This is a genomic window from Kineococcus sp. R86509 (genome assembly GCF_042466365.1).
Classification (GTDB): Bacteria; Actinomycetota; Actinomycetes; order Actinomycetales; family Kineococcaceae; genus Kineococcus.
In genome coordinates this window covers 2,121,320-2,134,051 of the sequence record NZ_JAXHCE010000001.1, presented here as the reverse complement: position 1 = coordinate 2,134,051, position 12,732 = coordinate 2,121,320, and the positions used below count along the sequence as shown (strand labels likewise).

Annotated in this window: 13 protein-coding genes; 12 read left to right on the top strand and 1 reads right to left on the bottom strand. The window is 73.8% G+C overall.

The annotated features are described in order from the left end of the window. Positions 1-85: 85 nt before the first annotated feature. Together SJY07_RS10315 and SJY07_RS10310 are read left to right on the top strand one after the other, a co-directional pair. On the top strand, positions 86-1,921 hold the full coding sequence (locus SJY07_RS10315; RefSeq protein WP_380158863.1) for a VanW family protein: 1,836 nt from the start codon (positions 86-88) through the stop codon (positions 1,919-1,921). Between the two features lie 122 nt (positions 1,922-2,043). Continuing rightward, on the top strand, positions 2,044-2,769 hold the full coding sequence (locus tag SJY07_RS10310) for an SDR family NAD(P)-dependent oxidoreductase (protein WP_380158862.1): 726 nt from the start codon (positions 2,044-2,046) through the stop codon (positions 2,767-2,769). Between the two features lie 21 nt (positions 2,770-2,790). On the opposite strand, the gene SJY07_RS10305 is transcribed toward SJY07_RS10310, so the two are convergent. Then, complete coding sequence (locus SJY07_RS10305; protein ID WP_380158861.1) at positions 2,791-3,126, bottom strand: hypothetical protein; 336 nt, start codon at positions 3,124-3,126, stop codon at positions 2,791-2,793. A 222-nt stretch (positions 3,127-3,348) separates the two neighbouring features. Between SJY07_RS10305 and SJY07_RS10300 the strand changes: the two genes are divergently transcribed. The 10 genes from SJY07_RS10300 (at position 3,349) to SJY07_RS10255 (ending at position 12,534) form a co-directional block, all read left to right on the top strand. Further along, positions 3,349-4,089, top strand: coding sequence for a YceI family protein (locus SJY07_RS10300; RefSeq protein WP_328294364.1), 741 nt, complete (start codon positions 3,349-3,351; stop codon positions 4,087-4,089). A 213-nt stretch (positions 4,090-4,302) separates the two neighbouring features. Beyond that, positions 4,303-4,902, top strand: a complete 600-nt coding sequence (locus tag SJY07_RS10295; RefSeq protein WP_380158859.1) for a PAS domain-containing protein — start codon at positions 4,303-4,305, stop codon at positions 4,900-4,902. Between the two features lie 39 nt (positions 4,903-4,941). Continuing rightward, the gene (locus SJY07_RS10290) at positions 4,942-5,934 is read left to right on the top strand and encodes a PP2C family protein-serine/threonine phosphatase (RefSeq protein WP_380158857.1); all 993 of its coding nucleotides are present in this window, start codon (positions 4,942-4,944) and stop codon (positions 5,932-5,934) included. Between the two features lie 15 nt (positions 5,935-5,949). Further along, the gene (gene def / locus SJY07_RS10285) at positions 5,950-6,555 is read left to right on the top strand and encodes a peptide deformylase (RefSeq protein ID WP_380158855.1); all 606 of its coding nucleotides are present in this window, start codon (positions 5,950-5,952) and stop codon (positions 6,553-6,555) included. Beyond that, positions 6,552-7,595 carry a tRNA (adenosine(37)-N6)-threonylcarbamoyltransferase complex transferase subunit TsaD gene (gene tsaD / locus SJY07_RS10280; RefSeq protein WP_380158853.1) on the top strand — a complete coding sequence of 348 codons (1,044 nt, stop codon included), beginning with the start codon at positions 6,552-6,554 and terminating at the stop codon, positions 7,593-7,595. Before def ends, tsaD begins: the two co-directional genes overlap by 4 nt. 67 nt (positions 7,596-7,662) lie before the next feature. Beyond that, entirely contained in the window at positions 7,663-8,358 is a 696-nt protein-coding gene (locus SJY07_RS10275; protein WP_328294368.1) for a tellurium resistance protein, read from the top strand. A 118-nt stretch (positions 8,359-8,476) separates the two neighbouring features. Beyond that, on the top strand, positions 8,477-8,938 hold the full coding sequence (locus SJY07_RS10270; protein WP_380158851.1) for a nuclear transport factor 2 family protein: 462 nt from the start codon (positions 8,477-8,479) through the stop codon (positions 8,936-8,938). Between the two features lie 35 nt (positions 8,939-8,973). Then, complete coding sequence (cynS, locus tag SJY07_RS10265; protein WP_380162258.1) at positions 8,974-9,414, top strand: cyanase; 441 nt, start codon at positions 8,974-8,976, stop codon at positions 9,412-9,414. A 96-nt stretch (positions 9,415-9,510) separates the two neighbouring features. Continuing rightward, on the top strand, positions 9,511-11,454 hold the full coding sequence (gene acs, locus SJY07_RS10260; RefSeq protein ID WP_380158849.1) for an acetate--CoA ligase: 1,944 nt from the start codon (positions 9,511-9,513) through the stop codon (positions 11,452-11,454). Between the two features lie 69 nt (positions 11,455-11,523). Further along, entirely contained in the window at positions 11,524-12,534 is a 1,011-nt protein-coding gene (locus SJY07_RS10255; RefSeq protein WP_380158847.1) for an endonuclease/exonuclease/phosphatase family protein, read from the top strand. The last annotated feature ends 198 nt before the right edge of the window (positions 12,535-12,732 follow it).

Sequence of the window (12,732 nt, the reverse complement as noted above, 5' to 3'; positions counted from 1 at the left end):
CGGTCGCGGTCTCGGGGAACTCCTAGGGTGGGCGCGCGGACGCGCAGCGTGATCCGTCCACGGGGGACTCGAGCGGGGGACGAGGTTGCCGAACACCGATCAGCCGGCGCAGCAGGAGACGGGGCACGGGGGGACCACGAGCGCCCACCGGCACTGGGTGCGACGACCGCGGACCTGGGTCCTCGCCGGGGTCGTCGTCCTCGCGGGCGGCTACGGCGCCACGGCGCTCGCCGTCGGCGGCCAGGCGCCCCGCGGCACGACCGTCCTCGGCGTCGACGTCGGGGGGATGGACCGCGGCGAGGTCGAGCGGGCCGTGAGCGCGAAGGCGCAGCAGGTCCGGTCCGTGCCGCTGCAGGTCAGCGGCGCCGGCGCGTCCACCACCGGCGAGATCGACCCGGCGCGGTCGGGGCTCTCGATCGACGCCGCCGGGACCGCGACGTCGGTCACGGCCGCGGGCTGGAACCCGGGCACCCTGTGGAAGCACGTCGTCGGCGTCAGCGGTGCCGACGCGGAGGTCGACCCCGACGTCGACGTCGACACCGACGCGTTGGAGGCCGCGCTGCAGCCCCTCGCCGACTCCGTCGCCGTCGCCCCCGTCGAAGGCGCGATCACCTTCGACGTCCGTCCCGACGGCACCGTCGAACCCGCCGTCGTCGCCCCGCAGGAGGGTCGCGCGCTCGACGTCACCGCGGCCGCCGGCCGCGTCGCCGGGGCCTGGCTCGACGCGACCCCCGTGGAGCTCGAGGCGACCGCGGCTCGTCCGGCCCTCGACGCCGACGCGCTGGACGCCGCCGTCGACGACGTCGCCCGCCCCGCGATCGCCGGGGACCTCGTCGTCGCCGGGGGTGGCCGGGAGGCGACCGTCGCGCCCGCGGGGTTCGCCCCCGCGCTCGCGGTGCGGCCCGTCGACGGGAAGGCGACGCTCGTCGCCGACGGCGCCGGGTTGCAGGCCGCGCTGCTCGCCGCCGACCCCGGGTTCGAGGCCGCGCCCCAGGACGCCCGCATCGAGATCGTGGGCTCCGCCCCGCGGGTCGTCCCCGCCGTCGCCGGCCGGGCCGCCACCGAAGCGGACCTCGCGGCGGCGGTCACCAGGGCCCTCACCGGTGCCACCCCCACCCGTCGCGCCGAGGTGGAACTCAGCGAGAGCCGACCCGCGATCACCACCGAGGCGCTGCAGGCGCTCGGGATCACCGAGCAGATCTCGACCTTCGCCACGAACCTCACCGCCAACGCCGACCGCACCGACAACATCCGGATCGCCGCCCGCCACGTCGACGGCACGATCCTCCAGCCGGGACAGGAGTTCTCGCTCAACGACACCGTCGGCGAGCGCACCCCGGAACGGGGTTTCCACCGCGCACCCGTGATCTCCGGCGGGCGTCTCGTCGACGACTACGGCGGCGGGGTCTCGCAGTTGTCGACGACGTTGTTCAACGCCGTGTTCTTCGCCGGCCTCGACGAGATCGAGCACAAACCGCACTCGTTCTACATCTCGCGCTACCCCGAGGGGCGCGAGGCGACGATCGACTGGCGCAGCATCGACAACCGGTTCCGCAACGACTCCGGCCACGGGGTCTACCTCCAGGCCGGGATCGTCGGGAACCAGGTCGTGGTGTCGATGTACGGCACGAAGTTCATGGCCGTCACGGCCGAGAAGTCCGCGCGCCGCAACGTGAAACCTGCCCGCACGATCTACGACACCTCGAAGGGGTGCTCGCCGAACTCGGCCACGAACACCGGGTTCACCGTCGACGTCACCCGGGTCATGACCCCCGTCGGTGGCGGAGCGCCGAGGCGCGAGACGTGGACGACCGTCTACAACGCCGAGAACCGGATCGTCTGCGGCCCCGACCCGGCCACCGTCAGGCCCGTGACACCCGCCCCCTCGACGTCCGCTCCCGCTGTGCCCCCCGCTGGGTAGGGTGCGAGCGTGCCCACGGTTCACCTGACCCAGGACGACGCCGCCGCCGCCGACGCCGGGTCGCCCGCCCGGGTCCGGGCCGCGAAGCAGGAGATCGAGCGCGCCGTGAAGGCGGCGACGGGGTGAACCGCTTCGCCGGCTCCCGCGTCGTCGTGACCGGTGCGGGTCACGGCATCGGCCGGGCCTGCGCGCTGCGCATGGCGGGGGAGGGCGCCCGGATCGCCGCGCTCGACCTCGACCTCGACGCCGCCCGGGCCACGGCGGCGGAGGTCGACGGCCGCGCGTTCCCCCTCGACCTCACGTCGCGGGCCTCCGTCGACGCGGCCTTCGCCGCGGTGGTCGCGGAGTTCGGCGGTCTCGACGTCCTGGCGCACACGGCGGGCGGGGGCGTGCCGGAGTCGTCCTTCGAGGACTCCAGCGACGAGGAGTGGTTCGCCAACCTCGACCTCAACCTGATGGGAGCGGTGCGCTGCTGCCGGGCGGCGATGCCGCACCTGCGGGCCGCGCCGGCGTCGGCGGTCGTGCTGGTGAGTTCGATCAACGCCCTCGCGGGGCTGGGGGCGGACGCCTACTCGGCGGCGAAGGCCGGGCTGGGCGGGCTCGTGCTGAACCTCGCGGCGCAGGGAGCGGGCGAGGGGGTGCGGGTCAACGCCGTCGCCCCGGGGACGGTCCGCACCCGGGTCTGGAAGGGCGACGCCGACGCCCGCAGCGACTGGTACCCGCTGGGGCGGGTCGGGGAGCCGGAGGACATCGCGGCGGCCGTCGCGTTCCTCGCCTCGCCCGACGCGGCGTGGATCACCGGGCACACGCTGCCCGTCGACGGCGGGTTCCTCGTCAACCCCCGTTAGCGGCCTCGTCAGCAGCCCGCGTCAGAGGCTCAGGACGTCCTGGTCGACGGCCCGCACGGGCCACAGGTCGAGGTCGAAGCGGACCCCGGGCAGGGCGTCGGTCAGTTCCTGCTGCAACCGGAAGCCCTCACCCGCGTAGCGGGTGCAGGACATCGGCGAGTCCCAGCCGCAGAGGTCGACGGGGTGGTGCTCGTCGAAGTAGGCCTGCCACCGCAGGAGGCCGGTCCGCAGGGTCTCGTCCAGGCCCAGGTCGTCCAGGTGCGTGATGCTGAGGACGAACCCACCGAGGTCCGCCGGAGCCCACACCGGGGTCGGCGCGAGGTAGTCGCTCATCAAGCGGAGTCGCTCAAAAGGCACCAGACGAGGGTAGGCCCTCCAGGGCGGTGGTCCGGACCAGCCCACACCCTGCGGCGCAACGGCTTGCAACGACGCGGTGTCGTAGGTGAACGCTGGAGCAACGACCCGGAGCGGTCAGGGGACTGTCAGGGAGCTGCCAGGTCCCGGGGTGAACCCGCGGGCCGTCGGGGTCGTGAACCCGGTAGCAGGCCACGACGCTCCCGACCCCGAAGGTGACCCGCCATGAGCAGCACCCGCACCACCGAACGACCGCCCGCGCCGCAACGCCCCCGCCGCCGCAGGCTGTGGATCGCGCTGGCGGTGGTCGTCGTCCTGCTCGTCGTCGCGGCCGTCGTCGGACCCCGCATCTACGCGAGCGTGGAGTCCGGCAAGGCCGCGGCACCGCTGGTGACCTCCGCCTCCACCCCGTCGGCCACCGCGACCGCGGCCTCCACCGACGCCTCCCTCGACGGACCCTGGGCCATCGCCGCCGGCGGGACCGCGGGCTACCGCGTCGACGAGGTCCTCAACGGCCAGAACGTCACCGTCACGGGCCGCACCGACAAGGTCACCGGTGACCTCACCGTCGCCGACGGCCGGCTCACCACCGGCACCGTCTCCGTCGACCTGGCCAGCGTCGCCACCGACTCCGGTCAGCGCGACAACCAGTTCCGCGGGATGGTCATGGACACCGACCAGTTCCCGACCGCGGACTTCGCCCTCACCCAGCCCGTGCCGCTCGGTGGGCTCGAGGTCGGCTCCACGATCTCGGTCAGCCTCGTCGGCACCATGACCCTCAAGGGCACGACCCGGGACGCGACGATCCCCGCCACCGTCGAGCGGACCGCCGCCGACGCCGTCACGATCACCGGCTCGCTCCCGCTGACCTGGTCCGACTACGGCGTGAACGCCCCGAACCTCGGCTTCGTCTCCGTCGAGGACGAGGGCACGATCGAGTTCTCCTTCAGCGCCGACCCCTCCTGACCGACCCCTCCTGACGACGGTGGGAACCAGCGCTGCAGCCATCGCGGGACACGCCGACGGAACGGCACCGCACGTCGGCGAGCCGTCGGAAGGATGCAGCGCTGGTCCACGCCGCACCCCCGACACCCTCCGGCGACCAGCCGGGGTGCGTCCCCCGAGGGCAATGCGTGAGATCGCCTGCGAGGCAACCACGCTCGTCCCTAGGGTGAGGCCATGTCGTCCGCGGGAGCGGTGGACCCGCTGCTCCTACGCGCGTGGCAGGAGGTCGCCGAGGGAATCATGGTGCTCGACGCGGCCACGTGGCACGTCGAGCACGTCAACCGGGCCGGCGCCGCGTTCTTCGGCCGCACCCCCGAGGACCTGGTGGGCGCCCCGCTGCCCGTCGCCTTCCCCGAGGAGGTCCGTGCCGCCTTCCACGACCAGCTGGCCCGCCCCGAGGCCCCCGACTTCGTCGCCGGGACGGGGCCGCTGCCCGGGACCGACCGCTCCGTGGCCGTCCGGGCCCGGCGCCTGGGCGAGCACGTCCTCTGCTCCTTCCGCGACGTCACCCACGAACTCCGGCTGCAGGAGGAACGCGACCGGCTGACCGACTCGCTGCGCGGGTCCCTGGAACGCACGAGCGACCTGCTGCGCCTCTCCGAGGCCCTCACCGCGACGCGGACCGTCGCCGACGTCGCCGAGGTCGTCGTCGCGGCCACCGCCCAGGGCTTCGGCGCGGCCTACGCCGCGCTGTCCGTCGTCGACCACGAGCGCCGGCTGCTGCGCACCCCGTTCACCGGCGAGCTCGCCGTCGGCGCCGAGCAGGAGTGGTAGGACCTGCCGCTGGACGGACCCGGCCCCGGCACCCTCGCGATGCGCCAGGGCAGCCCGCGCTTCGACGACGCCACCAGCCTGCGGACGAACTTCCCCGAGCTGATGCACCGCTGGGAGGTCGCGAACGTCCGCTACCTCGCCACCGTCCCGCTCGTCGCGGCCGGCGTCACCGTCGGGCTGCTCACGATGGTCTGGCACGAGGACCTCGAACTGTCCGAGAACCAGCGCGCGATGCTCGTCTCGCTCGCCTCCTACTCCACCCAGGCCCTGCAACGGGCGCTGCTGCTGGCCGAGCGCACCACGGCCGCCCGGACCCTGCAGCAGTCGATGCTCACCACCGACCTGCCCCAGCGCGGCGGGCTGGAGCTCGTCGCCCGCTACGTCGCCGCGCACGCCGGGGACCAGGTCGGCGGCGACTGGTACGACGGCATCCTGCTGCCCGACGGGACGACGCTGCTGGTCATCGGCGACGTCAGCGGGCACGACGTCACCGCGGCCGCCGAGATGGGCCAGCTGCGCATCGCGCTCCGGGCGCTCGCCGTCGACCGCGACGACCCGCCCGCCCAGCTGCTCGACCGGCTCGAGTCCGTCGTGGACAACCTGCGCGGCAAGGCCATCCTCGCCAGCTGCCTCGTCGCCCGCGTCGAGCAGACCCCGCCGGCCCGGGCCGCGGGCGTGCGGACCCTGCGCTGGGCCAACGCCGGGCACCCCCCGCCGATCCTCGTCGCGGCCGACGGCGCGGCCCGCGTGCTGGACGCCGAACCGGACCTGCTCCTCGGGGTCGGGTCCGCACGACGCAGCGACCACGTCGTCGAGGTCCCGGCCGGATCGACCCTGCTCCTCTACACCGACGGCCTCGTCGAGCGCCGCGACGACGACCTGGACTCGGGGATCGAGCGGTTGCGGGCCCGCGCGTCGGTGCTGGCGGGGCCGGACCTCGGGGCGGGTCTGGAGTCGCTGATCGCCGACGCGGGTGGGGCGGGGAGCGACGACGTCGCCCTGCTGGCCGTCCGGTTCCACGCCCAGGACTGACCTACGATCTTCCCCGTGAGCGAGGAGCAGGTCGAGCAGGACGAACAGGTCGAGCCGGTCGAGAAGGTGCCCGTCGAGTTCGAGGGGCGCGTCGGGGTCGTGCACCCGATCACCCGCTACCACACGCCCGTCCTGCACCGCCCCTGCGCGCCGGTGACGTCCTTCGACGACGACCTCGTGCAGCTCGTCGCCGACATGTTCGCCTCGATGGACGCCGCCGACGGTGTCGGGCTCGCCGCGAACCAGGTCGGCGTGGACGCGCGGGTCTTCGTCGTCGACTGCCCGGACGACGACACCGAGGAGACCGGCGAGAACGTCGTCGCCCACGTCGTGAACCCCGTCCTCGTGCTGCCCACCGGCCGCAAGCGCCGGCTCGACCTCGACAGCGAGGGCTGCCTGTCGGTGCCCGGCGAGTACGCCGACCTCGCCCGCCCCGACACCGCGAAGGTCACGGGGTTCGACGTCCACGGCGAGCCCGTGACGATCGTGGGGAGCGGGCTGCTGGCCCGCTGCCTGCAGCACGAGTCCGACCACCTCGACGGCGTCGTCTACGTCGACCGGCTGCCCGCCGGGGAACGCGCCGAGATCCTGCTCGCGGCCGGGCTGGACGCGCCGCGGTGATCGTCCTCGGCATCGAGTCCAGCTGCGACGAGACCGGGGTCGGGCTCGTCTCCGAGGGGGTCCTCCTGGGCGACGCGCTGTCCTCGAGCATGGACGCGCACGCCCGGTTCGGGGGGGTCGTCCCCGAGGTCGCGGCCCGTGCGCACCTCGAGGCGATCGTCCCGGTGCTGCACCAGGCCCTCGACGTCGCGCAGCTGCAGCTCTCCGACGTCGACGCCGTCGCGGTGACCGCCGGTCCTGGGCTGTCGACGGCCGTGCAGGTCGGGCTGGCCTCGGCGAAGGCGCTCGCGTTCGCGCTCGGGAAGCCGCTCTACGGGGTGCACCACCTCGCCGGTCACGCGGCCGTCGACGTCCTGGAGCACGGGCCGCTGCCCTCGAGGTGCGTGGCGCTCGTGGTGTCGGGGGGCCACACGTCGCTGCTGCTGCTCGGCGACCTCGGCCGCGACCCGATCGTGCACCTCGGCGACACCATCGACGACGCGGCGGGGGAGGCCTTCGACAAGGTCGCGAGGGTCCTCTCCCTCGGCTACCCCGGCGGCCCCTCGATCGACAAGGCCGCGCGGGACGGGGACCCGCGGGCGATCCAGTTCCCGCGGGCGCTGTCCCGTCCCTCCGACCCCACCTACGGGTTCTCCTTCTCCGGGGTGAAGACGGCCGTCGCGCGCTGGGTCGAGGCCCGCGTCGACGCCGGTGGCGAGGTCCCCGTCGCCGACGTCGCGGCCAGCTTCCAGGAGGCCGTGGCGGACGTCCTGACCCGCAAGGCCGTCGCCGCCTGCCGCGAGCACGGCGTCGACACGCTCCTCGTGGTGGGCGGGGTGGCGGCCAACACCCGCGTCCGCGCCCTGGCCGAGGAGCGTTGCGCCGCAGCCGGCATCGAGCTGCGGGTGCCGCCGATCCGGCTGTGCACGGACAACGGCGCGATGATCGCCGCGGTCGGGGACCTGCTGGTACGCGCCGGCGCCCCGGCGTCCGGGCTGGACCTCGGCGCGGACCCGTCGGCGCCGCTGACGGGGGCCCTGCTCGCCGGTCCCTGGCGCTGACGGCACTTCCCTGTGAGCCCGTTCGTTCCGGGGTGAGGAAGCTCCTCGAACGAAAGGCGTAGGACCCGTGGCGATCGACTACTCGAAGAAGGCTCCCGAACCCGAGAAGCCCGCGGGTGGCGGGATCTCGCTCTCCAAGGTCACGCTGACCAAGTCCACGCCCAAGGTGTCGCTGTCGAAGTCCGGCGGGGCCGGCGGGACGCTGCGCGTGCACCTGGCCTGGAACGCGCGCCCCGCGGGCGCCGCGCCGGCCGCGAGCGGCGGCTTCTTCTCCAAGCTCAAGGCCGCCGCAGCGCCGCAGGGCGGGATCGACCTCGACATCGGCGCGCTCTACGAGTTCACCGACGGGTCCAAGGGCGTCGTCCAGGCCCTCGGCAACGCGTTCCGCGACCGCGGCGACGGCGACCCGATCGTCTGGCTCGACGGTGACGACCGCACCGGCGGCGGCGGCGAGAACCTCTTCGTCGACCTGCGCGCCGCCGCGAAGATCAAGCGGATCCTCGTGTTCGCGTTCATCTACGAGGGCGTCCCGAACTGGGCCGCCGCGGACGCCGTCGTGACGCTGCACCCCGTCAGCGGTCCCGAGGTCGAGGTCGGCCTCGACGAGCACGACGACAAGTCGCCCATGTGCGCCATCGCCCAGATCGTCTCCGACGGCCGCGAGATCACCGTGCAGCGCGAGGTCCGCTACGTGCAGGGCGGCCAGCAGGCCCTCGACGAGGCGTTCGGCTGGGGCATGAAGTGGCGGACCGGGCGCAAGTAGGCGCTCGCGAGGGGGATCGTTGCCTCCCCGGTCTCACTCAACGACACCGGGGAGGCAACGATCCCACCCCCGCCCGGCTCGCCGCCCGCCGCCGAGGGCCGTCCGGCCGAGGAGCAGGATGCGCAGCGTGCGCCCACCCCTGCCGCCCTTCACCCGTGAGACCGCCCTGCAGAAGGTCCAGGCCGCCGAGGACGCCTGGAACACCCGGGACCCGCAGCGGGTGTCCCTCGCCTACAGCGAGGACTCGGTCTGGCGGAACCGGGACACCTTCGTCACCGGACGCGCGGCGATCGTCGAGCTGCTGACCGCCAAGTGGGCCCGGGAGCTCGACTACGCCCTGCGGAAGTCGCTGTGGGCGTTCACCGAGGACCGGATCGCCGTCCGGTTCCAGTACGAGTGCCGCGACCTCACGGGGCAGTGGTGGCGCAGCTACGGCAACGAGCTCTGGCACTTCGACGCGGAGGGCCTCATGACCCGGCGCGAGGCCAGCATCGACGACGTCCGGATCGCCGCGGAGGAACGGCGGATCCACGGCCCGCGTGCGGAGTCCGAGCGGGGGGTGGAGATTCCCCTGCAGTGATCGTCGCGACGTCGAACGGAAGAGGTGCTGTCGTGATCAGCAAGGACGAGGCCGGGCAGGTCGTCCGGCTCCAGAAGTTCCGCAAGGACCTCACCTGGGCCGGCATCGCGCAGGCGATCGGGAGGGACCCGGTCTGGACGGTGGCCGCGCTGCTGGGCCAGCACCCCGTCGACGCGACCTCCGCCGAGACGGTCGGGGCGCTGCTCGACCTGGCGCCGGAGGTCGTCGAGGCGCTGCGGATGCAGCCCTACCGCGGCTCCGGGCACCAGGAGATCCCCACCGACCCGACGCTCTACCGCCTCCACGAGGCCCTCGGGGTCTACGGACCGGCGCTCAAGGAGCTGATCCACGAGGAGTTCGGCGACGGCATCATGAGCGCCATCAACTTCACGGTCGACGTCTCCCGGCGCGCCGACCCCGGGGGCGACCGCGTCGTCATCACCCTCGACGGCAAGTTCCTCGACTACCAGTGGTGACCCCGCTGGGGACGGGTCGCGACGCGACGGCGGCGGGGGGTGACTAACCTCACCCGGGTACGCAGTGGAGAGCAGCCCGTCGAGGAGGACGACCCCGTGACCACCCCGCAGGAAACCGTGCCCACTGTCGCGCCGGACCCGGAGTTCGCCGCGAACGCCGTGGCTCAGGCCGACCTGTACGACCGGGCGGCCGCCGACCGCCTCGGCTTCTGGGGCGAGCTGGCCCGGGAGCACGTCACCTGGGACCACGACTTCGAGCAGGTCCTCGACTGGTCCGACGCGCCCTTCGCGAAGTGGTTCGTCGGGGGGACGCTGAACGTCGCCGTGAACTGCGTCGACCGCCACGTCACGGCCGGCCACGGTGACCGCGTCGCCATCCACTTCGAGGGCGAACCCGGCGACACCGCGACCGTCACCTACGCCCAGCTGCACGAGCAGGTCCAGCGCGCGGCGAACGTCCTCGCCGGGATGGGCGTCGAACGCGGTGACCGGGTCGCGATCTACCTGCCGATGCTCGTCGAGTCGATCGTCGCCATGCTCGCCTGCGCCCGCCTGGGGGCGGCGCACTCGGTGGTGTTCGGGGGTTTCTCCGCCGACGCGCTGAACTCCCGCATCACCGACGCCGAGGCGAAGGTCGTCATCACCTGCGACGGTTCCTACCGCCGCGGCAAACCGACCACGCTCAAACCCGCCGTCGACGCCGCCCTGGCCAAGGGTGCCCCGTCGGTCACCCACGTCCTCGTCGTGCGGCGCAACGGCGAGGCCGTCGACTGGACCGAGGGTCGCGACGTCTGGTGGCACGAGGCGCTGCAAGCCGCTGCGCCGCAGCACGAAGCGGAGAGCTTCGACGCGGAGAACCCGCTGTTCGTCCTCTACACCTCCGGCACCACCGGGAAACCCAAGGGCATCCTGCACACCTCCGGCGGGTACCTCGTCCAGACCGCGTACTCGACGAAGAACGTCTTCGACGTGCAGCCCGAACGTGACGTCTACTGGTGCACCGCCGACATCGGCTGGGTCACCGGGCACAGCTACATCGTCTACGGCCCGCTGGCCAACGGCCTGACCCAGGTCGTCTACGAGGGCACCCCCGACACCCCCGACAAGGACCGTTGGTGGTCCATCGTCGAGAAGTACGGCGTCACCGTCCTCTACACCGCGCCGACGGCGATCCGCACCTGCATGAAGTGGGGCGAGGAGTACCCGCAGAGGCACGACCTGAGTTCGCTGCGGGTGCTGGGCAGCGTCGGGGAGAACATCAACCCGGAGGCCTGGAACTGGTACCGCCGGGTCATCGGTTCCGACCGGACGCCCATCGCCGACACCTGGTGGCAGACCGAGACGGGCGCGCACATGATCGCCCCGCTGCCCGGGGTCACCGCGCTCAAACCGGGTTCGGCGCAGATCCCGATCCCCGGGATCGTCGCGGAGGTCGTCGACGACGCGGGCGAACCCGTCGGGCACGGTCAGGCCGGCTACCTGGTCGTCACCGAACCGTGGCCGGCGATGCTGCGCGGGATCTGGGGCGACCCGCAACGCTTCAAGGACACCTACTGGGCCCGCTTCCCCGGGAAGTACTTCGCCGGCGACGGCGCCAAGCGCGACGAGGACGGCGACATCTGGCTGCTGGGCCGCGTCGACGACGTCATGAACGTGTCGGGGCACCGGCTCTCCACGGCCGAGATCGAGTCGGCCCTGGTCAGCCACCCCGACGTCGCCGAGGCCGCCGTCGTCGGCGCCACCGACGAGACGACCGGGCAGTCCGTCGTCGCCTTCGTCATCCTGCGCGGCGGGCACGAGCAGGGTCCCGACACCGTCGCGGACCTGCGCGACCACGTCGCGAAGGAGATCGGCCCCATCGCGAAGCCGAAGTCGATCATGGTCGTCGCGGAACTGCCCAAGACCCGGTCGGGCAAGATCATGCGCCGGCTGCTGCGCGACGTGGCCGAGCACCGCGCGCCCGGCGACGTCACGACGCTCACCGACTCCTCGGTGATGGACGCGATCTCGCAGGGGATGTCCGCGCCCGCCACGGACTGACACCCGATCCTCACCGCACCCCCGCGCCCGGGACGCCCCCGCAGCGCGGGGGTGCGGCACCCTCGGAGGGTGCGCTCACACCACCCCCGCCGCAGCACGGCCGCCCTCACCGGAACCGTCGTCGCGACCGGGGTGGTCGCCGCCGGGGCGGCGCTCGTCGGCGCCCCCGACCTCTTCGGCCTCGCCGGGCACCGCCCCTTCGTCTGGACCGTGCCGTTCCGGGTGCCGGTCGGGGCCGGGCTGGCCGGGGCGGCGGTCGTGGCGGGCGCGGTGGGGACGCGCTGGCGACGGGTGCTGCCCTCGGCCGCGGCGCTCGCGCTGGTCGCCGCCGGATCGGTGGGGACGACCCTCGCCCGGGGGACCGCGGCGGGGGAGCTGCCCGCGGCCCGCCCCGGGGACGTCACCGTGCTCGCGGCGAACGTCCTCAAGGCCCAGGCCGATCCCGCCGGGCTGGCCCGCCTCGCCGTCGACGGCGGCGCGGACGTCGTCTCGCTGCCCGAGTCGGACCAGGCCCTGGCCGACGACGTCGCCGCGCGCATCGGATCCGCCACCGGCACCCCGGTACAGGTCTTCTGGGCCCGCGACCTCGGCGGGGGCGGGTACGGGACGGCGCTGCTCGTCTCGCAGTCCCTCGGGCCGTACCGCACGACGGGGCAGCTGGCCGGCGGGGTCAAGGCCGTCGTCACCGCCGAACCCGTCTCGGGGGAGGGTCCGGTGCTGGCCGCGGCCCACACCGCCGCGCCCGTCCCGGACCTCCTCGGGGCCTGGGCGGTGGAGGTGAAGGCGGTCGCCGACTGGTGCGCGAACACCCCGGGTTCGATCCTGGCCGGTGACCTGAACGCCACCCTCGACCACCCCGGACTGCACCTGCGGGGGTCCTGCGTCGACGCCGGCGAGCAGACCGGCACGGGCGCGCGCGGGACGTGGCCCGCGAAGTACCCGGCGGCGGTCGGCGCCACGATCGACCACGCCCTCGCCGACGGGAACGCCTGGCGCGCCGTGGGTTCCAGCGTCCGGGACATCCCCGGCAGCGACCACCGCGCCCTGCTGTCCCGGTGGCGACCCGTCCGGTCGTCGTGACCGGACGCGGGCGCGCTGGGCCGTCCGGGGGAACCTTCGGACTCACAGGTTTGGGTTGCGCGGAACTCCCCCGCGCGGAGGTCGGGAGCCGTAGTGTCGGTCAGGTCGTCGCTCGTCCCCCCTGTACGAGAGCGACCTTGGCGTCGCCGTCGGTCCCCCCGCCGACGGCGACGCGCTCCCCCTCCCGTGCACGCGCCG